Origin of the sequence: Burkholderia sp. HI2761, from assembly GCF_002223355.1 — a bacterium.
Classification (GTDB): Bacteria; Pseudomonadota; Gammaproteobacteria; order Burkholderiales; family Burkholderiaceae; genus Burkholderia.
In genome coordinates, this window is sequence record NZ_NKFN01000007.1 from 527,908 (window position 1) to 541,448 (window position 13,541).

Sequence of the window (13,541 nt, forward strand, 5' to 3'; positions counted from 1 at the left end):
CGGGCGCGCTCTGGAGTTTAGCATCGCGTCCTCACGTGCCCGAGGGCCCGAATCCGTCGCCCCAGGTATCGCTCAGCATGAACCCGGCGGCCAGCGGATCGTCGGGATCGACGCCGAGCTGCTGGAACCCGAACACCCACGCGCGCCCGGTGACGCGCGGCAGCACGGCCGGCCGGTCGCCCACCTCCGTCATGCCCAGCAGTTCGACGCCGAATTCCCCGCCGATCGTCGAGCGCGACGTGAGGCGGTCTCCGACCTTCACGCGCCCGCGCGCCGCGAGCGTCGCGAGATTGGCCGAGCTGCCGGTCCCGCACGGCGACCGATCGACCCGGCCGGGCGGCAGCGTCGTGCAGGTCTGGTAGACCGTGTCGCCGATGCGGTGCCTGAACATCACGTACGCGACTTCGTTGATCTCCGCGTAGAGCGGATGCTGGACGGCGACCTGCCGGTTGATGATCTCCTTCAGCCGCACACCGTGCGCCGCGAGCTGCCGCGCGTTGCCCGGCGCGATCTCGAGCCCGATCTGGTCGACGTCGACGAGCGCGTAGTAGACGCCGCCGAACGCGATGTCGGCCTTGATCGTGCCGAACGCGTCCGTTTCGACGGCGACGTCGAGATGCTCGACGAACGACGCGACCATGTCGAGCGATACGCCGGTGCAGCGGCCGTCGCGGCAGGTCGCCCGTGCCGTGACGAGCCCGGCCGGCGTGTCGAGCACGACCGTGGTCTCGGGTTCCTGCATCGGCACCATGCCGAGCTCGAGCAGCGCCGTCACCACGCAGATGCAGTTGCTGCCCGACATCGGATGTGCCTTGTCGGCCTGCAGCACGATGAACCCGGCATGCGCATCGGGTCGCGTCGGCGGCAGCAGCAGGTTGACCGACATCTGCAGGCAGCCGCGCGGTTCGAGCACGACGAGCCGCCGCAAGCTGTCGTCGGTCTCGTTGAGGTAGTTCATCTTGTCGAGCATGGTCGCGCCCGGCACGTCGAGGACGCCGCCGGTGATGACCTTGCCGATCTCGCCTTCGCAATGCACGTCGACGAGCTGCAGCGTTTTCTTCCAGCGCATGATCGCTTCACCTTACTTGATGTACCACGCCCACGGCTTGTCGCTGTCGTAGCGCGTGATCTGCTGATCTCGAGGTAGTTGTTCAGGCCCCATTCGCCGAGTTCGCGCCCGATCCCGCTCTGCTTGTAACCGCCCCACGGCGCTTCCGTGAACGTCGGCTGCGAGCAGTTGATCCATACGATGCCGGCGCGCATCGCGCGTGCGACGCGCTCGCAGCGCGGCAGGTCGGCCGACATCACCGCCGCCGCGAGGCCGAAGCGCGAATCGTTGGCCGACCGGATTGCTTCGTCTTCCGTATCGAACGGCCGGATGCACACGACGGGCCCGAAGATCTCTTCCTGCCAGATCCAGCTGTCCTCCGGCACATCGGCGAACACGGCCGGCTCGATGAAGTAGCCCCGGTCGAGATGCGCGGGCCGGCCACCGCCCGTCACGAGCCGCGCGCCTTCCTCGCGGCCGCGCGCGACGGCCGCCCGCACCTTGTCGTACTGCCCGCGGCTGACCAGCGGGCCGAGCAGCACGCCGTCGTCGCGACCGTTGCCGATCGTGATCTTGCGCGCTTCCTGCGCGAGCCGCTCGACGAGCGGCGCGTATAGCGAGCGCTCGACGAGCACGCGCGACGTCGCGGAACACACCTCGCCCTGGTTCCAGAATATGCCGAACAAGATCCATTCGATGGCCGCTTCGAGATCGCTGTCGCCGAATACGATGAACGGCGACTTGCCGCCGAGTTCGAGGCTCACGTTCTTGATGTCGCGCGCGGCGGCCTGCATGATCCGGCTGCCAGTCGGCACGCTGCCGGTGAACGCGAGCTTGTCGACGCCCGGATGCTCGGTGAGCGGCGCGCCGGCGTCCGCGCCGAGGCCCGTCACGACGTTGAGCACACCGGCCGGCAGCCCGGCCGACTCGGCGATGCCGGCCAGTTCCAGCGCCGTGAGCGGCGTCAGCTCGGACGGCTTGAGCACCATCGTGCAGCCGGCCGCGAGCGCGGGCGCGACCTTCCACGCGGCCATCAGCAGCGGGAAATTCCACGGGATGATCGCGCCGGCGACGCCGATCGGCTCTTTGCGGACCACCGTGCTGAAGCGCGCGTCGGCCAGCGGCACGGGGGCTTCGGCGTTGCCGTCGAGCTGCTCGGCGAGCCCCGCATAGAAATCGAAGCAGCCGGCGGCATCGCCGAGATCCCACATTGCTTCGGGCAGCGGCTTGCCGTTGTCGCGCACTTCGAGCTCGGCCAGTCCGGGCAGGCGATCACGGATACCTTGCGCGATCGCGCGCAACACCGCAGCGCGCGCCGCGCCGGTCATGCGCGGCCACGGGCCATCGTCGAACGCGCGGCGCGCCGCGTTGACGGCGAGGTCGATGTCTTCGGCGGTGGCGGCCGCCACTTTCGCGATCACGGTTTCGTCGCTGGGGTCGATCGTGTCGAAGGTGTGTCCGCGAACGGGCGCTACCCAGCGGCCGTCGATGAAAAGTCGTTCGTAGGATTGCATGAAGGGTCTCGAAGGTCAGGCGAAGCGATAGGCGCTGAACGGCGACAGGTCCTGCCGCGTCGGCCGCCCGGCGACGAGGTCGCCGATCAGGCGGCCGGTCGTCGCGCCGAGCGTGAGGCCGAGCTGGCCGTGGCCGAATGCCATGTACGTGTTGGGCAGCCGCCGCGAGCGGTCGATCACCGGTTTGGTGTCGGGCAGGAACGGCCGGTAGCCGACGCCGTATTCGACGCGCGCGGTCTGCAGCTCGGGCAGGATGCGCCGGGCTTTTTCCAGGATGATGTCCGCGCGCCGGAAATTCGGCTGCGCATGGCGGCCCGCGAACTCGATGGTGCCGCCGATCTGCAGGCCGCGCGTCATCGGGGTGAAGCAGAAGCCGCCGTCCGCATAGATCACGGAATGGCGGAATTCGACGCCCGGGTCGGCGAGCAACGCCTGGTAGCCGGCGATGCCTTCAAGCGGAACGTGCACGCCGAGCTGGCTGAAGAATGGCCGCGAACCGGTGCCGGCCGCGACCACCACGTGATCGGCCGCGATGCGCTCGCCGCCGGCGAGCGTCACGCCCGTCGCGCGCCCGGATGCCTCGTCGATGCGCGTGGCGTTCGCACGGATGCGGCGCCCGCCTTGCGCTTCGAAGCTGGTCGTCAGCGCCGCGATGAAGCCTTCGGTATCGTTCACCGCGCGCCAGTCCGGAAACAGCAACCCGTGCCGGAACCGGCCGGCCAGCGCGGGTTCGAGATCGCCGATGTCGGCGGCCGTCAGTCGCTGCGACTGGAATCCCAGCGACTGGCGCAAGTCGAGATGCGGCTGCTCGCTCGTGATGCCGGCCGAATCGTCGAACACCTCGAGCACCGGTCGCTGGCCCAGCAGCGCGCGGTCGCCGCACGCATCGAGCAGCGGCGCATAGTCGGGATAGACGTCGTGCGTCAGCGTGGCCATGGCCTGCGCGATCGACACGATCTTCGCGTGACGGGCCGACGCGACGAACCGGAAAAACCACGGCAGGATGCCGGGCAGCGCGCCGGGCCGCAGTGCAAGCGGCCCCTTCTGATCCATCAGCCAGCGCGGCACCTTCATCAGGATGCCCGGCTTCGACAGCGGGATGACCTCGCTGACCGCCATCTGCCCGCAGCTCCATTTCGCGGCGCTGTCGCCGGGGGCGGCCGGGTCGATCAGCGTGACGGCATGGCCGTCGCGCTGCAGATAGAGCGCGCAGCATACGCCGACGATCCCGCCGCCGATCACGACGGCCGTTTCATCGCGTGCCGCGCCGGGCGACACGGGCGCGTGTCGTTGCGCAATCGCGTTCAATTGACGAACTCCTGCAGGCTGAACCCATGCGCATAGGGCTGGGACGAATCGACGCGATACTGCGCGCGCCCGGTGACCCACGCGCGTCCTTCGATGCTCGGCCGCACGGCGTCGAGCCCACTGTCGAGGCGCGTGACCGATTCCACGCGGCCGACGAAGCGGCTGCCGATCAGGCTCTCGTGGCAATACGCGTCGCCGGCCTTCAGCCAGCCGCGCGCGAAGCGCTGCGCGACGCGTGCCGAGCTGCCGGTGCCGCACGGCGAGCGGTCGACCAGGCTGTCGCCGGCGATCACCACGGCGCGGCCGTGCGCGTCGTCGGCGAGCGGCTTGCCCGTCCACATGCAGTGCCGGACGCCGCGTATGGCCGGATGGTCGGGATGCACGACGTCGATCGCGTCGTTCACCGCGCGCTGCACGTCGCGACCCCACGCCAGCAGTTCGTCCGACGTGAAGTGCTCGCAACCGGGGAAGTTCGGCTGAACCTCGACGATCGGATAGAAGTTGCCGCCGTACGCGATATCGACGGCAAGCGTGCCGAGCGCCGGAATGGCGATCTCGACATCGCTTGCGAGCAGGAAGCTCGGCACGTTGGTGAAGCGCACCGACGTCACGCGCTCGCCGTCCATCTCGTAGCGTGCGACGATCTGCCCGGCCGGCACGTCGACGGTGACCGTTCCCCGCTGCTTCGGCACGACGAGACGCTCCTCGATCGCAAACGCGATCGAGCCGATCGTCGCATGGCCGCACATCGGCAGGCAGCCCGACGTCTCGATGAACAGCAGGTTGAAATCGGCGTTGTCGCGGACGGGCGGGTAGAAAATCGTGCCCGACATGTGGGCGTGGCCGCGCGGCTCCAGCATCAGCGTGCGGCGAACCCAGTCGTGATGCGCGACGAAATCCTCGCGGCGCGCATTCATCGTCGCGCCGTGCAGCGCCGGCGCGCCGTCGATCACCATGCGCACCGGCATCCCTTCGGTATGGCCTTCGATACAGGTGAAGCTGTGCATCGTCATGTTCAGGTTTCCTCGGTCGGCGTACCGGTGCCGCGGGGCGCCGGTACGTGTGCGCATCACGCCTGGGACGCTTCGAAGATCGCGCGGAACTCCGCCTTTTCCGGGTCGGTCAGCGGCTGCAGCGGCATGCGCGCGTTGCCGACCTTGAAGCCGGCCAGTTCGCAGCCGTACTTGACCTTCTGGATAAACTTGCCCGCTTCCATGCTCGCCATCACCGGGAACAGCGAACGCATCACATTCTGCGCGCCTGCGACGTCGCCGGACGAGAATTTGTCGTAGAAGCTCACGACCTGCTTCGCGAAGCAGTTCGCGGGCCCGCAGATCCAGCTCGTCGCGCCCCACAGGAAGAAGTCGAGTGCCTGGTCGTCCGAGCCGCACGACAGCTGATAGTGCTCGCGGTACTTGCCGCCGATCTCGATCGCGCGCAGCAGGTTGCCGCTGCTTTCCTTGATGCCGATCACGCGCGGGTGATCCTTGAACGCGTCGAGCACGCCGAAGCCGACCTCGACGTTCGTGCGTACCGGATAGTTGTACAGGATCACGTTTACGTCGGTCACCGCGACGAGGATGGCGTCGTAGTGCCCGATCAGTTCTTCCTGCGACGGCAGCGCGTAGTACGGCGGCGCGATCAGGATGTTCGTGTAGCCGGCATCGCGCGCCTGGCGGACCTGCTCGATCACTTCGCGCGTCGACGAGCCGTTCGCGCCCGCGACCAGCGCGCCGCGGTTGCCGACCACTTCGCGCACGGTCTTCATCACCGCGCGGCGTTCTTCGTTCGTGAGCGCGTAATACTCGCCCGTCGAACCGAGCGGCACGAAGCCGCTGACGCCCGCGGCGAGCTGAAACTCGAGGATCGACGCGAGCGTGTCGTGATCGACCGCACCCGATGCGTCGAACGGCGTGACGAGTGCGGGCAGAATGCCTTTCAGTTGCATGAGATTTCTCCGGCTTGATGAGAGTTAGTAGGCATAGCGCCTGAGCATCCTGGACTCCACTACGCCGACCAGGCGGGTCAGCGGAAAGGCGACGAGGAAATAGATGACGGCCACGGTGGTGAGAAACTCGACCGGCCGTGCCGTGCTGTTCGACACGTTCTGGCCGACGAACATCAGGTCGGCGATCCCCACCGACGAAATGAGCGCGCTCTCCTTGAACAGGCTCACGACGTTCGACAGCAGCGGCGGAATCGCGCGCAGCAGCGCCTGCGGAAAGATCACGTAGACGATCTTCACGTGCGGCGACAGGCTGAGCGCGATGCACGCATCGTGCTGTTCGCCCGCGATCGACTTCAGCGAGCCGCGAAACGTCTCGCTCGTGATCGCGGCCATGTAGAGCGTCAGCGAGATCAGCACCGACAGGTACGGCGGGATCGGCAGCCGCAGCACGACCGGGAAGCAGAAGAACACCCAGAACAGCTGAATCAGCAGCGGCGTGCCGCGGAAGAATTCGACGAAAGCCACAACCGGCCCGCGAAGCCAGCGCGACGGCGACATCCGCAGCAGGCTCAGCACGAAACCGAGCAGGCTGCCGACGATCGCGCATGTCGCGGTGAAGGCGAGCGTCAGCCCGAGGCCTTTCGCGAGCACGAACCAGTATGGCCAGACGACGGAAAAATCGAGATTCACGACGGGCTCCTCAGCGCTGGACGGCGGCGTCCTGCCGGCGCTCGACGACATGGACGAGTTTCGCGATCGGCAGCGACAGCGCGAAATACACGAGCGCGACCACCGAATACGTTTCGAGCGGCCGGTATGCCTCGGTCGCGAGGCTTTTTGCGACGTACATCAGGTCGGCCACCGCGACGATTGCCACCAGCGCGCTCTGCTGCAGGCTGCCGATGCCGTTCGTCAGCAGCACGGGCATCGCGCTGCGCAGCGCCTGCGGCAGCACGACGAAGATCGTGCGTTGCCACGGCCGCAAGCCGAGCGCCACTGCGGCATCGAGATGTTCCTTCGGCACGGCCTGCACGCCGGCCCGGTACGCCTCCGCGTTGAAGGCTGTCAAGTTCAGGCCGAGCGCGAGCACGCCCATCGCGATCGGGTCGATGAACACGTTGACCATCATCGGGATGCAGTAGAAAAACCAGATGATCTGCAGCAGCGCCGGCGTGCAGCGGAAGAATTCGATGAAGAGCCGGGCCGGCCAGCGCACGACCGCCCAGCGGCTCATCGCGAGCAGGCACAGCACGAAACCGAGCACGAGACCCATCGCGTTCGCGGCGACGGCCAGCACGACGGTGATTTTCAGTCCGTCGAGCAGCGCCCCGATGCTGCCCGCGAGGAAACTGAAATCGAAGTGGTAGTTCATGGCTTCGGCCTCAGTCGAGATGCAGGATTTCCTCGAGGAATTCCCGCGTGCGCGCTTCCTTCGGACACTTGAAGATGTCCGCCGGCGCGCCTTCCTCGACGATCTTGCCGTTCGCGCAGAACACCACGCGTGTCGCGATGTCGCGCGCGAAGTGCATGTCGTGCGTGACGATGATCATTGCCATCTTCTGCTCGGCGAGTTGCAGCATCACGTTCTGCACTTCGACGACCATTTCCGGATCGAGCGCGGACGTCACTTCGTCGAACAGCATCAGCTTCGGTTCGAGCAACAGCGCGCGCGCGATCGCCACGCGCTGCTTCTGGCCGCCCGACAGCTGGCTCGGATACGCGTGCAGCTTGCTTTCGAGGCCCAGGCGCGCGAGATACGTGCGCGCGCGCTCGGTGGCCTCGGCTTTCGACAGCCCGCCGACCCTGACGGGCGCGAGGATCAGGTTGCCCAGCACCGACAGGTGCGGAAACAGCGTGTAGTGCTGGAACACCATGCCGACCTGCTTCTGCAGCTTCGCGTCGATGCGCCACCCGCCGCGTGCGTCGCCGCCACGGATATACGGCGCGCCCTGGAACGCGATTTCGCCGCGCTGGATGCCTTCCAGCCCCATCATCACGCGCAGCAGCGAGCTCTTGCCGCTGCCGCTCGGGCCGATGATGACGAGCCGGTCGTCGGCGCGCATGTCGAGGCTCATGCCGTCCATGACGACGAGGTTCGGACCGTACGACTTGTGCACGTCGTGCAGCCGGACGAAATCGCCGGCCGCGGCGGACGCGGCGAAGCGCGTCGTCGAAAGGGGATGCATGGCCGACCTGACGGCCGTCGTTTGAGGCGACAACATGACTGTCTCTCCAGTGGCGCCCGACGTCGGCGCGCTAGGTGCGGATCGGAAAACCGAAGCCCGCCGACGGTCCGCCGGGCTCGTCGGCGCGGCCGGTGCTTACTTGCCGGGCGTCAGCATCGCTTGTACGGAAGTCTTGATGAGCCGATTCACGGCGCCGGACTTGACCTGCTGTGCGAGGTAGCCGTTGAGGACGTCGAGGTCGGCCTTGGGCGTGTCCTTGCGCAGGCCGAATGCCACTTCCTGCTGCGCGAGCGGCGGCGTCGGGTTGAAGCTGGCCGCCCAGTCCGGGTGCGCTTCCGTCAGCAGCATGTTGGTGATGTTCGCGTCGGCGAGCAGGTCGGCACGCTTCGAGATCAGCGACAGGCGCGTTTCGTCGTTGCCGGGCAGCCGCATGATCCGCGCCTGCTTCAGCTCGGCGGAAATCGCCTTGTCCTGCGACGTGCCCGACATCACCGCGACCGTGACGTTCGGTTTGTCGATGTCCGCGATTGAGCGAAGGCCCTTCGGGACTTTCGGATTGTTCTTGTTGTAGACGAACGAGACGTTGTAGTCAGTCGCCGGCGCGGAGAAGGCGACGGCCTTTTCGCGTTCGGGCGTGTCGTTCAGGGCCATCGACAGATCCCACTTGTCCGACTGCAGGCCGGCCACGATGTTGTCCCAGCTCGTATCGACGAACTCGACCTTGACCTTCAGCACGTTCTGCCCGAAATCGCGGCACAGATCCGAGAAGAAGCCGCTGTACGCGCCCGTCTTCGGGTCGCGCATCACGTACGGGGGCGCGACCGCGGCACCGCAGCGCAGTACGCCGGCCTTCTTCACGCCTGCCCATGCGTCGGGCCCGGCGGCATGCGAAGCGGTGGCGGCGAACAGCGATGCTGCTGCCACGGTGCACGCGGCGATTTGACGGGAGAAACGAGACAGTCGATTCATGGTGTCCTCACTGGATATGGGTAAACCCGCATGTCGGAGCTATCTGATACACATCTATGTGTGTTTTATTGTGTGCAGCATTGTGTTCATATTAGAAGGGTAAAAATCGCCGTGTCAACGAGAAGTTGTCCTGTGAGGTGGTCGGGTTTTCCCCGGGGCAGCTGCGGGGCGGCGCGGGAAGATGTGCGGGGAAAGGCGGTGCGGCGCGGGCCGGGGAACGGCGACGCGAGGTCGGGACAGGGAAGAGCGGGGGAAATGCCGCGCCCGGTCGGAGGGTGGGCGTGCGGCGAAACCGGGGCCGCCGACAGCGGGGTCGACGGATGCCGTCGTGCCGACGGCATCCGCTGCGTCAGGCGGCGAGAGGGAGACTCGGGAAGCCGCCCTCGGCGCGGCGATCGACGTCGCGTTACCGCTTCACTGCCGCAACAGCCGGCGCGCCGGAGGACGTACCCGGCGTGCCGGCCGAACCGTAAGCGGCTTCACTCCCCTTGTGTTCCGCGAGGCGCTTCGCGGCCAGCCGCTCTTGCGCGGCGACGATGTCGTCAGGATAGTTGTCGCCGTCGCCCGCTGCCGGATCGTAGCCGACGGATTCCAGGTCGAGCAGTTCCTGGCGCACCTGCGCGCGCGTGAGCGTCGAGTGCGACGACTGCGCGTACGACGCGGTCGGTGCGGCGAGAAGTGCGGTGGCGGTAGCGGCGACGGTGGCGATGGTAACGATGATGGATTTCACGATTTCCTCAGAAGGTTTCGTCGTGGTTCGGCGCGAATGCGATGAGCTGAACCGACGTGACAAGTTTAGGAACCCGGATCGAGCGGATATACGGCAAATCCTGGCGAGCTGTGTTCCAGAATGAGCGAGAGTGGCGACGCACGACGGCGCGGTTCACGCATCGGCAGCGGCCGCGACGGCGACCCTCGCGTTGGCTGCGGCGCTGGCATTGCTGCGACTGCGTTACGGCGTGGGAGGCGGCGTGCCGCACGTCATGTCGTGGAGCGACGGTTTGCGGCATGCGCCGCGGCGGAGGAGGAGGAGGAGGAGGAGGAGGAGGAGGAGGAGGAGGAGGAGGAGGAGGAGGGTGAAGCGTGCGGGAACGGGAGACCGCACGGAAAGGATGTTTGTTGCAGGCATTTCAAGCACGGAGTCCGCGCCTTTTCCTTTTTATTCAAGTGCATGGCGACACACATCCGCGAGCGTGGGTGCCACGAAAACTCGGGTACGAAGGATCAGGGTTTCATTCAATTGTGATGTGCGAAATTGTGCGCTGCGGTGCGCCGGGCATCCAAGTCGGATTTCCGACCGGGTCGATCGGTTTTACTTATCGCTCGACAGGTGGGCCCGCGTAAATGCCGATCGTGAGGATGATCGGTTCGAAGAGAGCGACGTGCAAAGCGGTTGCGAGCGCAACCGTATGACGGAACGGACGAGCATGATGTCGCCGTGCCGTCGGCCTCAGAACAACTGCCCTTGCCCGGAGATCACGCGTTCGAAATCGTCGCGCAGGAACGGCAGGATCGCATCGGCGACAGGCTGAAGCTGGCGGCTCAGATAGAACGCATAGTCGATCGGCGAGCGCATCGTTTCGAGCGGCTCGGGGCCGGCCGTCGTCATCACGTAGCTGATCCAGCCGCCGCGCTGGTACTGCAGCGGCCGGCCCTGCGCGAGGTTGAACTCGTCGGCGATGCGCGCCGCGCGCACGTGCGGCGGTACGTTGCGCTCGTATTCACGCAGCGGCCGGCGCACGCGCTTGCGATAGACGAGCTGCTCGTCGAATTCGCCGGACAGCGTGCGCCGCACGTAATCGCGAATGAAATCCTGGTACGGTTCGCGCCCGAACACGCGCCGGTACAACTCGCGCTGGAACTGCTGCGCGAGCGGCGTCCAGTCGGTGCGTACCGTCTCGAGCCCCTTGAACACGAGATCCTCGCCACCGTCGGCCGTCGCCGCGAGGCCCGCATAGCGCTTCTTGCTGCCTTCTTCCGCGCCGCGCACCGTCGGCATCAGGAAGCGGCGGTAGTGACGCTCGTATTGCAGCTCCAGCGCGCTGTCGAGCCCGAACTGGTCGCGCAGATGCGCGTGCCACCAGCGGTTCACGTGCTCGACGAGGGCGCGGCCCTTGGCGCCGGCTTCGTCGTCGTCATGCGCGCGGCCGAGCCACACGAACGTCGAATCGGTATCGCCGTAGATCACTTCGTATCCCTGAGCTTCGATCAATTCGCGCGTGCGGTGCATGATCTCGTGGCCGCGCATCGTGATCGACGATGCGAGGCGCGGGTCGAAGAACCGGCAACCCGTCGAACCGAGCACGCCGTAGAACGAGTTCATGATGATCTTCAGCGCCTGCGACAGCGGCGCGTTGCGCTGGCGCTTCGCATCGTCGCGGCCTTCCGACACGCGTCGCACGATATCGGGCAGGCAGTGCGCGGTGCGCGAGAAGCGCGCACCGAGGAAACCGGGCACCGATGCATCGTCGCCGGGGTGCGCGAGCCCCTCGATGAGGCCGACCGGATCGATCAGGAACGTGCGGATGATCGACGGATAGAGGCTCTTGTAGTCGAACACGAGCACTGAGTCGTACAGCCCGGGGCGCGAATCCATCACGAAGCCGCCGGGGCTGTTCTGTCCCGTCACGTCGCCGAGGTTCGGCGCGACATAGCCGAGCCGATGCATGCGCGGCAGGTACAGGTGCGTGAACGCCGCGACCGAGCCGCCGGTGCGATCGGCGGCGAGCCCCGTGACGCTTGCGCGTTCCAGCGCGAAGGACAGCAGGTCGGCCTTGTCGAAGATGCGCGTGACGAGCTCGCAATCCTTCAGGTTGTAGCGCGCGAGCGCGGGCTTGTCGTGATCGAAGCGGCGCTGGATTTCATCCATCCGCTGGTACGGGTTGTCGATCGACTTGCCTTCGCCGAGCAGCGACTGCGACACGTATTCGAGGCTGAACGACGGGAACGTCCACGTCGCGGATTTCAGCGTGTCGATGCCGTCGAGGATCAGCCGGCCGGCCGCGCCCGCGAAAAAGTGGTCGGGCTGCTGGCCGTGCGCGCGCCAGTCGAGCACGCTGCCGCCGCGCCCGAGCTTCAGCGGCACGCCGTATTGCTCCGCGTGCGCATGCAGGATGCGCAGGTCGAACTGCACGAGGTTCCAGCCGATCACGGCGTCGGGATCGTGTTCGTCGAACCAGTCGTTCAGCCGCGCGAGCATCGCGGGCCGGCTGTCGCAGTAGTCGAGGTTGAAGTTCAGGGTGCCGGCGCTGCTGCTTTCGGCGCCGTTCGGCGGGCCGAGCATGTAAACCTGGCGCTGCCCGCAGCCTTCGAGCGCGATCGAGTACAACTCGCCGTGGACGCTGGTTTCGATGTCGAGCGACACGCAGCGCAGCGCGGGGCGGTAACCGGTTGCGGGCTTCAGCTCGCCGCCGGTCAGCGTGCCGTCGCGGCCGGGCTGGCCGCGAAACTCGACGCAGGCGGTGATGAAGCGCTCCATCGCGTAGCGGTCGGGCGGTTGCACGTCGGCTTCGTAGACGTCGACGCCCGCAGCGGCGAGCCGCTTCTGGAGCCCGGACAGATGGCGGTAGCGCTTGCAATAGAGGCCGACGATCGGGCGCTGGCTGAAGTCGCGCAGCGCGAGCGGGCGTAACTCGGCGTCGCGCTCGCCGGCCAGTGTGCGTTCGGCAAGCGCCTGCTGCTCGGCCGGGATGAATGCGACGGCTTCCTGCGGGCGCAACCGCACGCGGCGCGGACCGTGTTCGGTTGCCAGCCAGAACTCGATCTCGATGCCGGATGCGGTGTCCCGCCAGTGGCGGGTAAGGATGAAGCCCTGCTCGAACGCCGTCAAAACGCTTGCTCGTCGTGGATGCCCAGGCGGCGGATTTTAGCGCTTGGGCGGGCTCCGTGCCTGACACGGGCACGGACGAAATGGGGATGGAGCGATATCGATTTATTGACTGATCTGTCCATAACGCCTATTCTGTGGCGATGGTGAGACCACGTGAATTCGATCGGGACGAGGCACTGGAGCGCGCGTTGCGCGTGTTCTGGGAGAAGGGCTATGCCACGACGTCCACTGACGACCTGCTGAGTGCGATGCAGATCGGCAGGCAGAGCCTCTACAACGCGTTCGGCGACAAGCGCAGTCTGTACGTCGAAGCGCTCGAACGTTACCAGGCGGAAAGCGTGTCGGGCCACGTCGCACGTCTGACGGCGCCGGCGTCCGCGATCGCGGGTATCGAGGCGCTGCTGCTGGGCGTGATCGCCGGCAACGCGGCCGAGCGCGTGCTGGGTTGCATGGGCGTCAATGCGATCTGCGAGTTCGGCACGGCCGATCCCGAGCTGGCCGAGCTGCGCGAGAAAGCGGGTGCGATGCTGCACAAGCAGGTCGTCGCGCGCATCCGCGAAGGGCAGGACGCGGGCGAGATCGACCGCGCGATCGATGCGCGCGAGGCCGCGAGTTTCATCCTGACGACGATGCAGGGTATCCAGCTCGGCGCGCGTGCCGGGTCGAAGCTGCAGGCGTTGCGCACGACCGCGGAATTCGCGGCCAACCGCCTCCGGGCGCGCTGATACCGATAGTCGCA

At 66.8% G+C, this 13,541-nt stretch carries 12 protein-coding genes; 1 reads left to right on the top strand and 11 read right to left on the bottom strand.

The features are described from left to right. Nucleotides 1-31: 31 nt before the first annotated feature. The 11 genes from CFB46_RS19935 to CFB46_RS19990 form a co-directional block, all read right to left on the bottom strand. Nucleotides 32-1,069: a proline racemase family protein gene (locus tag CFB46_RS19935; RefSeq protein WP_089500979.1), complete on the bottom strand. Its 1,038-nt coding sequence runs from the start codon at nt 1,067-1,069 to the stop codon at nt 32-34. Beyond that, nucleotides 955-2,562: an aldehyde dehydrogenase family protein gene (locus CFB46_RS19940; protein WP_218827931.1), complete on the bottom strand. Its 1,608-nt coding sequence runs from the start codon at nt 2,560-2,562 to the stop codon at nt 955-957. Before CFB46_RS19940 ends, CFB46_RS19935 begins: the two co-directional genes overlap by 115 nt. Nucleotides 2,563-2,577: 15 nt before the next feature. Then, nucleotides 2,578-3,870, bottom strand: coding sequence for an NAD(P)/FAD-dependent oxidoreductase (locus CFB46_RS19945; protein WP_152777587.1), 1,293 nt, complete (start codon nt 3,868-3,870; stop codon nt 2,578-2,580). After that, nucleotides 3,867-4,883: a 4-hydroxyproline epimerase gene (locus CFB46_RS19950; RefSeq protein ID WP_089502266.1), complete on the bottom strand. Its 1,017-nt coding sequence runs from the start codon at nt 4,881-4,883 to the stop codon at nt 3,867-3,869. The genes CFB46_RS19945 and CFB46_RS19950 overlap by 4 nt, the downstream gene beginning before the upstream one ends. Before the next feature lie 56 nt (nt 4,884-4,939). Beyond that, on the bottom strand, nt 4,940-5,818 hold the full coding sequence (locus CFB46_RS19955) for a dihydrodipicolinate synthase family protein (protein ID WP_089500980.1): 879 nt from the start codon (nt 5,816-5,818) through the stop codon (nt 4,940-4,942). Between the two features lie 24 nt (nt 5,819-5,842). Beyond that, nucleotides 5,843-6,508 (bottom strand): amino acid ABC transporter permease, encoded by a 666-nt coding sequence (locus tag CFB46_RS19960; protein WP_089502267.1) that lies wholly within the window; start codon nt 6,506-6,508, stop codon nt 5,843-5,845. Nucleotides 6,509-6,518: 10 nt separating this feature from the next. After that, entirely contained in the window at nt 6,519-7,190 is a 672-nt protein-coding gene (locus CFB46_RS19965; protein WP_089500981.1) for an amino acid ABC transporter permease, read from the bottom strand. A gap of 10 nt (nt 7,191-7,200) precedes the next feature. Continuing rightward, nucleotides 7,201-8,040 carry an amino acid ABC transporter ATP-binding protein gene (locus tag CFB46_RS19970; protein ID WP_089500982.1) on the bottom strand — a complete coding sequence of 280 codons (840 nt, stop codon included), beginning with the start codon at nt 8,038-8,040 and terminating at the stop codon, nt 7,201-7,203. Between the two features lie 99 nt (nt 8,041-8,139). Next, the gene (locus CFB46_RS19975; RefSeq protein ID WP_089500983.1) at nt 8,140-8,973 is read right to left on the bottom strand and encodes a substrate-binding periplasmic protein; all 834 of its coding nucleotides are present in this window, start codon (nt 8,971-8,973) and stop codon (nt 8,140-8,142) included. Nucleotides 8,974-9,379: 406 nt separating this feature from the next. Then, nucleotides 9,380-9,703, bottom strand: coding sequence for a DUF4148 domain-containing protein (locus CFB46_RS19980; protein ID WP_089500984.1), 324 nt, complete (start codon nt 9,701-9,703; stop codon nt 9,380-9,382). 720 nt (nt 9,704-10,423) lie between these two features. Beyond that, nucleotides 10,424-12,802, bottom strand: a complete 2,379-nt coding sequence (locus CFB46_RS19990) for a DNA polymerase II (RefSeq protein WP_089500986.1) — start codon at nt 12,800-12,802, stop codon at nt 10,424-10,426. Nucleotides 12,803-12,942: 140 nt separating this feature from the next. Between CFB46_RS19990 and CFB46_RS19995 the strand changes: the two genes are divergently transcribed. After that, on the top strand, nt 12,943-13,527 hold the full coding sequence (locus tag CFB46_RS19995; protein ID WP_027781918.1) for a TetR/AcrR family transcriptional regulator: 585 nt from the start codon (nt 12,943-12,945) through the stop codon (nt 13,525-13,527). Nucleotides 13,528-13,541 lie beyond the last annotated feature (14 nt).